The sequence below is a fragment of the Pseudomonas sp. AC239 genome (genome assembly GCF_979258545.1).
Window position 1 is genome coordinate 3627617 of the sequence record NZ_OZ409864.1, and the last position, 12246, is coordinate 3639862.

Consider the following 12246-nt stretch of genomic DNA (forward strand, 5'->3'; position numbering starts at 1 on the left):
GAAACGTCGTTCTGGAGATTGCGATGAGCTCAACCAAAGACCCCTGCATCAGCCTCTGCAAATTTTCCGACGACATCTGCCTCGGTTGCGGTCGCAGCAAGCGCGAGATCAAAGCCTGGAAAAAACTCGACAAGGACGATAAACGCACGGTGCTGGCCGAAGCCGCGCTGCGCCTGATCAAACTCGGTGGTGCCGGTCGGCGGAAAAAGAAATAACCGGCCATCGATCAGCTAGTCTCTGATGCGCGATGGCGCACATCCGCGTATGATTCGCGACCCTTCGCCGATCCCTTCGGCCGAACACCAGTTTCCAATGCTTCAGGCGCCGCCTGAACAGACCACACCGGGAGGTGCCCAGATGAGTGACATCAATCAGAAAGACGACCAGGAAATCGGCCCAGCAGGCGAAAAGTTGCAGAAGGTCCTCGCCCGTATCGGCGTCGGCTCGCGCCGTGACGTCGAAGCCTGGATCAGCCAGGGCCGGATCAAGGTCAATGGCAAAGACGCCACCCTCGGCCTGCGCGTCGACATGCACGACGCCATTACCATCGATGGCAAGGTGATCAAACGCGAAGAGGCCGCCGAATCGGTGCGCCGCGTGATCATGTACAACAAGCCCGACGGCGAGATCTGCACCCGTGACGACCCGGAAGGCCGTCCAACCGTGTTCGACAAGCTGCCGCGTCCGAAAGAAGGCCGCTGGATCAACATCGGCCGTCTCGACATCAACACCACCGGTCTGCTGATGTTCACCACTGACGGTGAACTGGCCAACCGTTTGATGCACCCGTCCTACGAGATGGACCGCGAGTACGCCGTGCGTGTACGCGGTGAAGTCGATGACGAGATGATCGAACGCCTGAAGGCCGGCGTGGTGCTGGAAGACGGTCCGGCGCGTTTTACCGATATTCAACAGGCGCCGGGCGGTGAAGGCTTCAACCACTGGTACCACTGCGTGGTCATGGAAGGGCGCAACCGTGAAGTGCGTCGTCTGTGGGAATCGCAGGGTCTGGTGGTCAGCCGTCTGAAGCGTGTGCGTTTCGGTCCGGTGTTCCTCAACTCCGATCTGCCGATGGGCCGCTGGCGCGAAATGAGCCAGTACGAAGTCGACGTGCTCAGCGCCGAAGTCGGCCTGACCCCGGTGGCAATGCCGCAGCTGAACGCCAAGAGCAAGGACAAGCTCGAACGCATGCAGCGTAAATCGTCGCGGCCGATGGCCAAGACCGAGCGCGTACGCACCCTGCGTCCAGCCGCTGGCGCACCGACCGGGCCACGCCCGGGCCGCGAGCCGCAGATTGAAGGCGAGCGTCCTGGCCGCAAACCGGTTGCCCGTGATGGCGAGCGTGCACCGCGTCCGGCCAATGGTCGTACCGAGCGTGGCGAACGCGGCGCGCCTGCCGGTCGCGGTACGCCAGTAGCGGATCGTCCAGCCGACAACACCAACAAGCGCCCGGCCAAACCGGCGCCGAAGCGTCCAGGGATCAAACTGGTCGACGGCGACAAGCCCTCGGGCAAACGCCGCGGCGCACCGGCCGGTTCCGGTCAGCGCCCGGGTTTCGGTCGCAAGAAGCCTGAGTGAGGCAGCTGTGAGTTTCTAGCGGCAAGCTGCAAGTTGAAGCGGAAACGCCAACCGTAGGGTTGGCGTTTTTTTTCGTCTGGCGAAACTCATGTAGCGTCTGACAAGGCGCTTTCGCGAGCAGGCTCGCTCCCACAGAGGATTTGTACGCCGCAGATCCAATGTGGGAGCGAGCCTGCTCGCGAAGGGGCCAGTCGCTTAGAACATGAATCGTCCGTCGCAAACCGGCTTGTCATCCAGCGCCAACACCCCGCCGGAAAAGATCAGGTCCAGGTGATGGCTGCCCTTGGGGGGCGGTGAGACGTGAAAAACCTGGTTGAGGGTTTTTTAATAGACTTCTTGTTCTGTTTTTCAGGGTGGGTTTTCTTACTTGAAAACAAAAAACAGGCCTGCGAAATGTTTAGCAAGCTAGCGACCGTCAATTTGTAGGCGTCCTACGGAAATTTCTGATTCGGAAAATATTCGTTACGCCTTGTAAAGATAACCTGACGATATTGGCCCGCCAACGCGGTGATTTCCGGTCTCGCCCTCCGTTGTAAGGAAAAGCTTCCGTAACCCGACGGAGCGTGCGCCACGCAAGGCTCTGGCGCGCTTGTTTCCAGCCTCCAGTCAGGGTGTGATGCGCCCCATGCCTGTCGTGCAGGCGAATAACAAGAAGGAGGCGCAATGAACGCCGCGACTGATTTCCACTTCTCCCCGTGGGACGGTTTTCTCCTCGTCCCCGCCGATGGCCTGCAAAGGCCTGACTCACATTTTGCAGCCGCTCGAGACTGTCGAGGCGGACACACGCAATCCCGGCAACCGACACGCTGATCAGGCGGGTCTGGCAGCAGGGGGTTAGCGGTGTACAATGCGCCGCGTTTTAACTGTGACCCTCTGCGTAATCGCAAAAATCTCGAGGCTATCCGCCTTGTTCACTCCGCCGCGCCACAAGCGTGCCGGGTTCGATTTCGTCACAGATAAAAACAAACAGGTGACGCATGACCGTTGTAAATGAGCTGAACTCCTGGTGCCTGCGCTGGGGTTTGATCGGGGCTGCCTGAAATCGCAACCTTGCAGCAACGTCTACTGAACATCATCAAACCTTGCGTGAGACCTTTTTCATGAGTGGACAACCCTCGCAATCAGGCGAGCTTAAACGCGGCCTGAAAAATCGCCATATTCAACTGATCGCCCTCGGTGGCGCGATCGGTACCGGATTGTTCCTCGGTTCTGCCGGGGTACTGAAATCCGCCGGCCCGTCGATGATCCTCGGCTACGCCATCTGCGGCTTCATCGCCTTCATGATCATGCGCCAGCTCGGCGAAATGATCGTCGAAGAGCCGGTGGCCGGTTCCTTCAGCCACTTTGCCCACAAATACTGGGGCGGTTTCGCCGGTTTCCTCTCGGGCTGGAACTGCTGGATTCTGTACATTCTGGTGGGCATGTCCGAGCTGACGGCGGTTGGCAAGTACATCCATTACTGGGCGCCGGACATCCCGACCTGGGTCTCCGCTGCTGCATTCTTCGTGCTGATCAACGCGATCAACCTGGCCAACGTCAAAGTCTTCGGTGAAGCCGAATTCTGGTTTGCGATCATTAAGGTTGTGGCCATCGTTGGCATGATCGCGCTGGGCAGCTACCTGCTGGTCAGCGGCCACGGCGGCCCGCAGGCGTCGGTGAGCAACCTGTGGTCCCACGGCGGTTTCTTTCCCAACGGGGTGAGCGGTCTGGTGATGGCCATGGCGATCATCATGTTCTCCTTCGGCGGTCTGGAAATGCTCGGTTTCACCGCCGCTGAAGCCGACAAGCCGAAAACCGTGATCCCGAAAGCGATCAATCAGGTGATCTACCGCATCCTGATTTTCTACATTGGCGCACTGGTGATCCTGCTGTCGCTGACTCCTTGGGATAGCCTGCTGGAAACTCTCAATGCGTCGGGCGATTCCTACAGCGGCAGTCCGTTCGTGCAGGTGTTCTCGATGCTCGGCAGCAATACCGCCGCGCACATCCTCAACTTCGTCGTGCTGACCGCTGCGCTGTCGGTGTACAACAGTGGCACCTACTGCAATAGCCGCATGCTGCTGGGCATGGCCGAGCAGGGCGATGCACCGAAAGGCCTGGCGAAGATCGACAAGCGCGGCGTGCCGGTGCGTTCGATTCTGGCGTCGGCGGCAGTGACGCTGGTTGCCGTGTTGCTCAACTATCTGATCCCGCAACACGCGCTGGAACTGCTGATGTCGCTGGTGGTTGCGACGCTGGTGATCAACTGGGCGATGATCAGCTACTCGCACTTCAAGTTCCGCCAGCACATGAACCAGACCAAGCAGACGCCGCTGTTCAAGGCGCTGTGGTATCCGTACGGCAACTTCGTCTGCCTGGCGTTCGTGGTGTTCATCCTCGGCGTGATGCTGCTGATCCCGGGGATCCAGATCTCGGTGTATGCGATTCCGGTGTGGGTGGTGTTCATGTGGGTCTGCTACCTGATCAAGAACAAGCGCAGTGTGCAGCCGGTGGTGGCTGCAACGGCGAAATAACCGCGCAAGCAGACACGACAAACCCGGCCAGAGTGCCGGGTTTGTTGTTTTGAAATGGAAAAATCTGGCATCACACCGAACCCTGTGGGAGCGAGCCTGCTCGCGAAAGCGGTCCATCAGAAACATCTGCATCGACTGACACACCGCCTTCGCGAGCAGGCTCGCTCCCACAGAGGTTGAGTGAATCAGGTTATCCTGCACCCTCTGATTACGGACGCTTTTCCATGCTGGTGATTTCCAACAATGTGCATCTGCCGGATGCCGAGATCGAATTGACCGCCATCCGCGCGCAAGGCGCCGGTGGGCAGAACGTCAACAAGGTCTCCAGCGCCATGCACTTGCGCTTCGACATTCCCAACTCGTCGCTGCCGGAGTTCTACAAGGAACGCCTGCTGGCGCTGCGTGACAGTCGTATCACCAGCGACGGCGTGCTGATCATCAAGGCGCAGCAATATCGCACCCAGGAAGCCAATCGCGCCGATGCGCTGGAGCGGCTGGTCGAGCTGATTCTCAGCGCCACCAAAGTCGAAAAGAAACGCCGCCCCACCAAACCGACCCTCGGCTCGAAGAAGCGTCGGCTGGAGTCGAAAACCAAGCGCGGTAGCATCAAGGCCGGGCGCGGCAAGGTGGACTTTTAAGCCTCGCGGTATCTCGCCGTGTGCTTGTACAGATAGACACTCAGACCGAGTCCACTCAACGCAGCGAAGGCCGCGAACAGAAAGATCGACGCAAAGCCGAACCCCGCCGCAATCGCCCCGGCCAGCGGTCCGGTGATACCCAGCGACAAATCAATGAACAAAGAATAGGCACCGACCGCCGCGCCACGGCTGGAGGCCGGGACCAGATTCACTGCCTCCACGCCCAGCGCCGGGAACACCAGCGAGAAACCGAAGCCGCTCAGCGCTGCACCGGCCAGCGCCCAATGCGCATCCGGAGCGATCCACAGCAACAACAAACCCAAGGTTTCCACCGACAGGCAGGCAATCGCCACGCGGAAGCCGCCGAGGCGGTTGATCAGGTTGCCGAACAGCAGCCGCGCGCCGATGAAGCTGGCGCCGAACAGGCTCAGGCACAGCACGGCGTTGTCCCAGTGCTGAGTCGCGTAATACAGGGTAATGAAAGTGGCGATGGTGCCAAAACCGATCGAACCCAGCGCGAGCCCGCAACCATGCGGGAAGACTTTGCCGAGCACGTGCATGAACGGCAGGCGTTCACCGGCAACAATCGGTGCCGCAGTTTTCGGCCATGCCAGCGCCAGACCGAGCAAAGCGAGGAGGATGATGCTCACGCCCATGCTCCACAAACCCAGCCGGCTCACCAGCCAGACACCGAACGGCGCGCCGATCGCCAGGGCGCCGTAACTGGCGATGCCGTTCCAGGAAATCACTTTCGCCGTATTTGCCGCGCCGACGCGACCGATGCCCCAGCCAATCGAGCCGGAACCGACCAGGCTTTCCGCGCTGCCCAGCACCAGGCGGCCGATCAACAGGCTGATCAGGCTCAGCAGCGGCAGGTTCGGTGTCCACGCCGAGATCAGCATGAACACACCACTCAAACCGCAACCAGCGAGGCCGATCATCACCGCGCGTTTGCTGCCCTGGTTGTCGATGATCTTGCCGGCGTCCGGGCGGCTGAGCAGGGTGGCGAGGTATTGCACGCTGATCACCAGCCCGGCGATCACTGCGCCGAAACCGAGGTCGCTGTGGACGTAGCCCGGCAACACGGCGAGCGGGATGCCGATGTTCAGGTAACCGATGAAGGTGAAGAGGACGATGGAAACTACTTGCAGCGTAACCGCCAGCGGACGCTGGGGCTCGGATATAGACGACATGGGTAACGATCCACGGGAGCAGCCGATTAGATAGGCTGCTCATGATACCGGCGTGAACCGCTCAAGGGCGGGGAAAAGTAAAACTATTTGCCGGGCGGCGCGTTCAGGATTTCGCCGGAGCGACCAGTTGCGTGGTGACGAGGGCGGCGAGGGCATTTTCTTCGCTGCCGAAACGCTCGAGCAGGGCGGCCTGTTTCTCGGGTGAGAGGCGATTCCAGATCTCGATCATTTTCTCGGTGGCGCCGATCAGCACGGCAGCTTGGCTTTCGGAGAATTCGTCGGTCATGGCGGGCTCGGGTTTCAGGCAGTGTGGAAAGCGCATGTTAGCGCTTTCCACACGGTCTGTACGGCGGGTCTTACTCTTCGCTGTCGGCTTTGCGGCTGTCAGCGGCTTCTTGCGGCTCGGGCTTTTCGGCGCCGGCGTGTTGCGGGGTCGTCTGCTCAGGTACGTGCAGGCTTGGGAAGGGGAGATTGGGAATCTCGTGCATGGTTGCGCTCCTCGCTAAGTCTGTTGATAGATCAGGTGCTCCGCGCTTTACAAAGCCTGCGCAGGATACAGCAGGAAAAATGACAATCAGACTTTTAATTCAAATTAATGCGACAGATGGCCGCAGGGAGGGGAGGCGACCACAAAAACCAAATGTGGGAGTGGACTTTTGTGGCGAGGGGATTTATCCCCGATGGGCTGCGAAGCGGCCCCAACCCTGCGTTCGCGGAATGTCTGACACTCCGCGATCAACGGTTTACGACTGCTGCGCAGCCGGTCGGGGATAAATCCCCTCACCACAGGGCTCGCTCCCACAGGGTTTTGTGTTGCAGTAACTATTTGCAAGCGCTGGCGATGGCGTCAGCCAGCAAGGCGAGGCGGGTGGCGTCGATGCCGGCGACGTTGGCCCGGCCCGAGCTGACCATGTACACGCTGTGCCGCTCGCGCAGGGTTTTCACCTGTTCCGGCGACAGGCCGGTGTAGGAGAACATCCCGCGTTGCACGCCAATGTGCGCAAAACGCTCGCGCAAACCGTGGGGCTCCAGCGCTTCGACCAGACCGCTGCGCAGCTGCGCGATCCGCAAGCGCATGGCTTCCACTTCATCGGCCCAGCGCGCTTTCAGCTCTGGATCGGCAAGGATGGTCGCGACCACCGTAGCACCGTGATCCGGCGGCGTCGACCACAGGTTGCGGGCGATATTGGCCAGTTGACTGCGGATGTCGATGAGCTTGTCGGCGCTGGTCGCGCAGACGATCAGCGCACCGGTGCGGTCGCGGTACAGGCCGAAGTTCTTCGAGCAGGAACTGGTGATCAGCAGTTCCGGCACTTGCGCCGCGAACAACCGGGTCGACCACGCATCCTGCTCCAGACCATCACCAAAACCCTGATAAGCGAAGTCGATCAGCGGCAGTAGGTCGCGGTTGCGCACCACTTCCAGCACACGCTTCCAGTCGTCATGGCTGAGGTCGAAACCGGTCGGGTTGTGGCAGCACGCGTGCAACAGCACTACGTCGCCCTTCGGCACTTCCCTGAGCACAGCGAGCATGGCTTCGACATCGAGGCGGTTGTCGCTGCCGACGTACGGGTAGTGGCTGACCTTGACCTTGGCGGCGGCGAAGATGGTTTCGTGGATCGGCCAGGTCGGGTTGCTCAACCACACGCCTTTGCCCGGCAGGCATTGCGCGATGAAGTCTGCTGCCAGCCGCAAGGCACCGGTGCCGCCCGGGGTCTGGGTGGCGCCGGCGCGTTGTTCGGTGAGCAGTTGTGAGTCGGCGCCGAGCACCAGCTCATTGATGACCTTGCCGAACAGCGGGTTGCCATGGCCACCGATGTAGGTCTTGGTGTCCTGGCTTTCGACCAGTCGCGCTTCGGCGATTTTCACCGCCTCCGGGATCGGCGTCAGGCCCTGGGCATCCTTGTAGACGCCAACGCCGAGGTCGAATTTGCGCGGATTGGCATCCTGCGCATAGGCCTCCATCAAACCGAGAATCGGGTCGCCGGGAACCCGGCCGATGGCGTCGAAGTGCATTACTTGCGTCCTTCTGCGGTCTTGGCCACTTCGTCAGTGCGCGCGGCCATGATGAAGTCGTTGCGGTGCAGGCCTTTGATCGAGTGGCTCCACCAGGTCACGGTGACTTTGCCCCATTCGGTCAGCAGGCCCGGGTGGTGACCTTCGGCCTCGGAGATCTCGCCCACTGCGTTGGTGAACGCCAGCGCATGTTTGAAGTTCTTGAACAGGAAAACTTTCTCCAGCTGCATGATGCCGTCGCGTACTTCGATGTTCCAGTCAGGGATCTGCTTGATCAGGATCGGCAGTTCTTCATCGCTGACTTGTGGCGCATCGGCGCGGCAGGCTTCGCAGTGGGCTTGGTTCAAAGTCGACATGGTGTATTCCTGAAAACGAGTGTGTTTTTTCATTAAAGCGCGTGTGCCGTCAATGCCGTCACGCTAAAGCAAAGTGACAGCGACGGACAGACGCAATTGTCAGCAAAAGTCGCGGTTCAGGCGGCTTTGGGTTTCGGCGGAAATTTCGGCGCGTGCAAGCCCAACTGCATGCCCTGACGAACCATGGCCATGATGTCTTCATGGGCCACGTCGAACAGGCGCTTGAGGTTCGGCAGGACAAAGTACAGCGGTTGCAGGATGTCGATGCGATACGGCGTGCGCATCGCTTCCAGCGGATCGAAGCGTTGATGCTCAGGCTCGTCCGACAGGCAGTAAACGGTTTCTTTGGGCGAGGACAGAATCCCGCCGCCGTAGATGCGCTTGCCCTGCGGGGTGTCGACCAGACCGAATTCGATGGTCATCCAGTACAGCCGCGCCAGATAAACGCGCTCTTCTTTGGTCGCTTGCAGGCCGAGCTTGCCGTAGGTGTGGGTGAATTCGGCGAAGTAAGGGTTGGTCAGCAGCGGGCAGTGGCCGAAGATTTCGTGAAAGATGTCCGGCTCTTGCAGATAGTCGAGTTCTTCGCGAGTACGAATGAACGTCGCAACGGGAAACTGCTTGCTGGCGAGCAATTCGAAAAAAGTCTGGAAGGGGATGAGCGCCGGTACCCGGGCAACCTGCCAGCCAGTGGTCTCGCCGAGGACTTTATTGATCTCGGCCAGTTGCGGGATGCGGTCGTGGGGCAGACCGAGTTTTTCGATACCGTCCAGGTATTCCTGGCACGCGCGACCTTCAATCACCTTCAACTGGCGAGTGATCAGCGTGTTCCACACCGCATGTTCTTCGGCGGGGTAGTCGATAAAACCTTGCGCATCGGGCTCGCGAGCCACGTATTGCGTCTGCTTCATGCTGCTCTCCTGCTAGGAAATTCGTTTTTGTTATGTCCAGCGATGGCTAAAGGAATACCCCAGAGTGCGAAGGCGCGCAGCATGTTGAGCCGTGAGTGGGTAGGAAAATTCGACTGATTTCGTAAAGTTATCGTTACGCTTGGTCGGGTAATGCGCGTTTGCCGTGATTGGCGGGTTTGAAACGGGTCGGGACTGTCACATAATCTTGACAACTATCTGCGTGCCTCGACAGAAAACTCTGCCTCGGGCGCGCCACAAAACCCTGTGGGAGCGAGCCTGCTCGCGAAAGCGGTCGGTCTGACACATCGATGTTGAATGTGCTGGCGCCTTCGCGAGCAGGCTCGCTCCCACAAGGACATGTGTTTACCTCTCAAACCTGTCGGGCCTTTTTCTATGCGCATCAAAGTCCACTGCCAGAACCGCATCGGCATCCTGCGCGATATTCTCAATCTGCTGGTGGCGTACGGGATCAACGTTGCCCGCGGTGAAGTTGGCGGTGAGCATGGCAACGCGATCTACCTGCACTGCCCGAACCTGATCAACATCCAGTTCCAGGCATTGCGGCCGAAATTCGAGGCAATCGGCGGGGTGTTCGGTGTCAAGCGCGTCGGGCTGATGCCCAGCGAGCGCCGGCATATGGAATTGAATGCGCTGCTCGGCGCGCTGGAATTTCCGGTGCTGTCGATCGACATGGGCGGCTCGATCGTCGCGGCCAACCGCGCGGCAGCGCAATTGCTCGGCGTGCGCGTCGATGAGGTACCGGGGATTCCGCTGTCGCGCTACGCCGAGGATTTCGATTTGCCGGAACTGGTGCGCGCCAACAAATCGCGAATCAACGGCATGCGGGTCAAGGTCAAGGGCGACATCTTTCTTGCCGACATCGCGCCGCTGCAATCGGAGCACGATGACAGCGAGGCCATGGCCGGCGCCGTATTGACGCTGCACCGCGCCGACCGCGTCGGCGAGCGGATCTACAATGTGCGCAAGCAAGAGCTGCGCGGCTTCGACAGTATTTTCCAAAGCTCGAAAGTCATGGCCGCCGTGGTCCGCGAAGCGCGACGCATGGCGCCGCTGGATGCGCCGCTATTAATAGAAGGCGAAACCGGCACCGGCAAGGAACTGCTCGCGCGCGCCTGTCACCTTGCCAGTCCGCGCGGACAGTCACCGTTGATGGCGCTCAACTGCGCCGGGTTGCCGGAATCGATGGCCGAGACCGAATTGTTCGGCTACGGCCCCGGTGCCTTCGAAGGGGCGCGTGCCGAAGGCAAGCTTGGTCTGCTGGAACTGACCGCGGGCGGCACGCTGTTTCTCGATGGCGTCGGCGAGATGAGTCCGCGTTTGCAAGTCAAATTGCTGCGCTTTCTTCAGGACGGCTGCTTCCGTCGCGTCGGCAGTGATGAGGAGGTGTATCTCGACGTGCGGGTGATCTGCGCGACCCAGGTGGACTTGTCTGAACTGTGCGCGCGAGGTGAGTTTCGCCAGGATCTCTATCACCGCTTGAACGTGCTGTCGCTGCACATTCCGCCGTTGCGCGAATGCCTCGACGGTCTGACGCCGCTGGTTGAACACTTCCTCGATCAGGCCAGTCGGCAGATCGGCTGTCCGCTGCCGAAACTGGCCCCGGCGGCGATGGATCGCCTCAGCCATTACCACTGGCCGGGCAACGTGCGGCAATTGGAGAACGTGCTGTTCCAGGCGGTTTCGTTGTGCGACGGCGGTAAGGTCAAGGCCGAACATATCCGCCTGCCGGATTATGGCGTGCGTCAGCCGCTTGGCGATTTTTCCCTGGATGGACATCTGGATGAGATTGTCGGGCGTTTCGAGAAAGCGGTGCTGGAGCGGTTGTATTCCGAGCACCCGAGCAGCCGGCAGTTGGGCAAGCGGCTGGGTGTTTCGCACACCACGATTGCCAACAAGCTGCGTGAGTATGAGGTGGGCAAAACCTCCGAAAGCTAAATAGAGCCTTTGTGGCGAGGGGATTTATCCCCGATGGGCGGCGAAGCCGCCCCGCTTTTCCTTCCCAGCGACCTCATTTGCAGGCTTGGCGACTGCTGCGCAGCCGAACGGGGATAAATCCCCTCGCCACAGGATCGCCATCCACCCGCTGAACTGAGGATTGCCACCAACCGGCATGACACCGCCGGTTTTTCGTCTTCGAAACATTTCAAATTCCCCTCCGATTCCCTCAAGTCCCTTGTTTACCGGGCCTTTGCCCGCCAATAAAAAGTTGGTCTGCAAATTGCTTATGGCTGAGCAGTACAGCGGTGGGCGGCAAACGTCCGGCATGCAGAGGAAACACTGTGGACAAGTACCTTTATGTGGCAATGACCGGCGCCAGCCAGAACGCACTGGCGCAACGGGCGCATGCCAACAACCTGGCAAACATTTCCACCAACGGCTTCCAGCGCGACCTCGAGCAGGCGCGTTCGATGCCGGTATTCGGTGACAGCTTTCCGGCGCGTGCGTTTGCCATGAGCGAACGGCCCGCCACCGATTTCACCCCGGGCTCGCTGGTGCAGACCGGCCGCGACCTCGACGTCGCGGTGTCAGGCAACGGTTTCATCGCCGTGCAGAACCCCAACGGTGGCGAAAGCTACGTGCGCACTGGCAGCCTGAACATCGACGCCCTCGGTGTACTGCGTGCCGGCAATGGCATGCCAGTAATCGGCAACGGCGGCCCGATCGCCGTGCCGCCCGAGCAGCAGGTCGAAGTCGGCGAAGACGGCACCATCAGTATTCGCGCAATGGGCGAAGGTCCGCGCGTGATGGCCGAAGTCGACCGGATCAAGCTGGTCAACCCGGACATCAAGAACATGAACAAAGGTCTCGACGGTTCGATTTACACCAAGGACGGCCAGCCGGCGCAAGCCGACGCCAACGTCAAACTGGTCTCGGGTTTCCTCGAGTCGAGCAACGTCAATGCCGTGGAAGAAATGACTTCGGTGCTGGCCCTGGCCAAGCAGTTCGAGTTGCACGTCAAGATGATGAACACCGCCAAAGACGACGACCAGGCCATGGCTCGGGTCTTGCAGATCAGCTAATTA

At 60.2% G+C, this 12246-nt stretch carries 12 protein-coding genes; 6 read left to right on the forward strand and 6 right to left on the reverse strand.

All coding sequences use genetic code 11. The features are described 5' to 3' along the window. The first annotated feature begins 23 nt into the window (after window positions 1-23). The 4 genes from ACZ0AZ_RS16525 to arfB all read left to right on the forward strand — a co-directional run bounded on the left by ACZ0AZ_RS16525 (window position 24) and on the right by arfB (window position 4729). On the forward strand, window positions 24-215 hold the full coding sequence (locus tag ACZ0AZ_RS16525; RefSeq protein WP_016771121.1) for a DUF1289 domain-containing protein: 192 nt from the start codon (window positions 24-26) through the stop codon (window positions 213-215). Window positions 216-357: 142 nt separating this feature from the next. Then, complete coding sequence (gene rluB / locus ACZ0AZ_RS16530; protein WP_129999007.1) at window positions 358-1578, forward strand: 23S rRNA pseudouridine(2605) synthase RluB; 1221 nt, start codon at window positions 358-360, stop codon at window positions 1576-1578. A gap of 1100 nt (window positions 1579-2678) precedes the next feature. After that, the gene (locus ACZ0AZ_RS16535) at window positions 2679-4091 is read left to right on the forward strand and encodes an amino acid permease (protein ID WP_039761099.1); all 1413 of its coding nucleotides are present in this window, start codon (window positions 2679-2681) and stop codon (window positions 4089-4091) included. A 224-nt stretch (window positions 4092-4315) separates the two neighbouring features. Beyond that, window positions 4316-4729: an alternative ribosome rescue aminoacyl-tRNA hydrolase ArfB gene (gene arfB / locus ACZ0AZ_RS16540; protein WP_016771119.1), complete on the forward strand. Its 414-nt coding sequence runs from the start codon at window positions 4316-4318 to the stop codon at window positions 4727-4729. On the opposite strand, the gene ACZ0AZ_RS16545 is transcribed toward arfB, so the two are convergent. From ACZ0AZ_RS16545 to phhA, 6 genes are all read right to left on the reverse strand, one after another. Continuing rightward, on the reverse strand, window positions 4726-5913 hold the full coding sequence (locus tag ACZ0AZ_RS16545) for an MFS transporter (RefSeq protein ID WP_463538785.1): 1188 nt from the start codon (window positions 5911-5913) through the stop codon (window positions 4726-4728). The two genes, arfB and ACZ0AZ_RS16545, sit on opposite strands and share 4 nt — an antisense overlap. A 112-nt stretch (window positions 5914-6025) precedes the next feature. Beyond that, window positions 6026-6208, reverse strand: a complete 183-nt coding sequence (locus ACZ0AZ_RS16550; protein WP_039761215.1) for a hypothetical protein — start codon at window positions 6206-6208, stop codon at window positions 6026-6028. A 70-nt stretch (window positions 6209-6278) separates the two neighbouring features. Further along, a complete protein-coding gene (locus ACZ0AZ_RS16555; RefSeq protein ID WP_016771117.1) occupies window positions 6279-6410 on the reverse strand; it encodes a hypothetical protein in 132 nt (43 codons plus the stop codon). Between the two features lie 334 nt (window positions 6411-6744). After that, the gene (locus ACZ0AZ_RS16560; RefSeq protein ID WP_463537748.1) at window positions 6745-7938 is read right to left on the reverse strand and encodes an amino acid aminotransferase; all 1194 of its coding nucleotides are present in this window, start codon (window positions 7936-7938) and stop codon (window positions 6745-6747) included. Then, window positions 7938-8294 (reverse strand): 4a-hydroxytetrahydrobiopterin dehydratase, encoded by a 357-nt coding sequence (locus ACZ0AZ_RS16565; protein ID WP_016771115.1) that lies wholly within the window; start codon window positions 8292-8294, stop codon window positions 7938-7940. Before ACZ0AZ_RS16565 ends, ACZ0AZ_RS16560 begins: the two co-directional genes overlap by 1 nt. Before the next feature lie 116 nt (window positions 8295-8410). Further along, window positions 8411-9202, reverse strand: a complete 792-nt coding sequence (gene phhA, locus ACZ0AZ_RS16570; RefSeq protein ID WP_129999010.1) for a phenylalanine 4-monooxygenase — start codon at window positions 9200-9202, stop codon at window positions 8411-8413. 393 nt (window positions 9203-9595) lie between these two features. Between phhA and ACZ0AZ_RS16575 the strand changes: the two genes are divergently transcribed. Both ACZ0AZ_RS16575 and ACZ0AZ_RS16580 read left to right on the forward strand, forming a co-directional pair. Continuing rightward, the gene (locus ACZ0AZ_RS16575) at window positions 9596-11158 is read left to right on the forward strand and encodes a sigma-54-dependent phenylalanine hydroxylase transcriptional regulator PhhR (RefSeq protein WP_039761109.1); all 1563 of its coding nucleotides are present in this window, start codon (window positions 9596-9598) and stop codon (window positions 11156-11158) included. A gap of 344 nt (window positions 11159-11502) precedes the next feature. Next, complete coding sequence (locus ACZ0AZ_RS16580) at window positions 11503-12243, forward strand: flagellar basal body rod protein FlgF (protein WP_129999011.1); 741 nt, start codon at window positions 11503-11505, stop codon at window positions 12241-12243. Window positions 12244-12246 lie beyond the last annotated feature (3 nt).

Bases quoted from the DNA above. Each gene is read 5' to 3' on its own strand.
- phhA (WP_129999010.1), bottom strand. From the start codon at position 9,202: ATGAAGCAGACGCAATACGTGGCTCGCGAGCCCGATGCGCAAGGTTTT.
- arfB (WP_016771119.1), top strand. From the start codon at position 4,316: ATGCTGGTGATTTCCAACAATGTGCATCTGCCGGATGCCGAGATCGAA.
- ACZ0AZ_RS16560 (WP_463537748.1), bottom strand. From the start codon at position 7,938: ATGCACTTCGACGCCATCGGCCGGGTTCCCGGCGACCCGATTCTCGGT.
- ACZ0AZ_RS16575 (WP_039761109.1), top strand. From the start codon at position 9,596: ATGCGCATCAAAGTCCACTGCCAGAACCGCATCGGCATCCTGCGCGAT.
- rluB (WP_129999007.1), top strand. From the start codon at position 358: ATGAGTGACATCAATCAGAAAGACGACCAGGAAATCGGCCCAGCAGGC.
- ACZ0AZ_RS16525 (WP_016771121.1), top strand. From the start codon at position 24: ATGAGCTCAACCAAAGACCCCTGCATCAGCCTCTGCAAATTTTCCGAC.
- ACZ0AZ_RS16565 (WP_016771115.1), bottom strand. From the start codon at position 8,294: ATGTCGACTTTGAACCAAGCCCACTGCGAAGCCTGCCGCGCCGATGCG.
- ACZ0AZ_RS16535 (WP_039761099.1), top strand. From the start codon at position 2,679: ATGAGTGGACAACCCTCGCAATCAGGCGAGCTTAAACGCGGCCTGAAA.
- ACZ0AZ_RS16550 (WP_039761215.1), bottom strand. From the start codon at position 6,208: ATGACCGACGAATTCTCCGAAAGCCAAGCTGCCGTGCTGATCGGCGCC.
- ACZ0AZ_RS16555 (WP_016771117.1), bottom strand. From the start codon at position 6,410: ATGCACGAGATTCCCAATCTCCCCTTCCCAAGCCTGCACGTACCTGAG.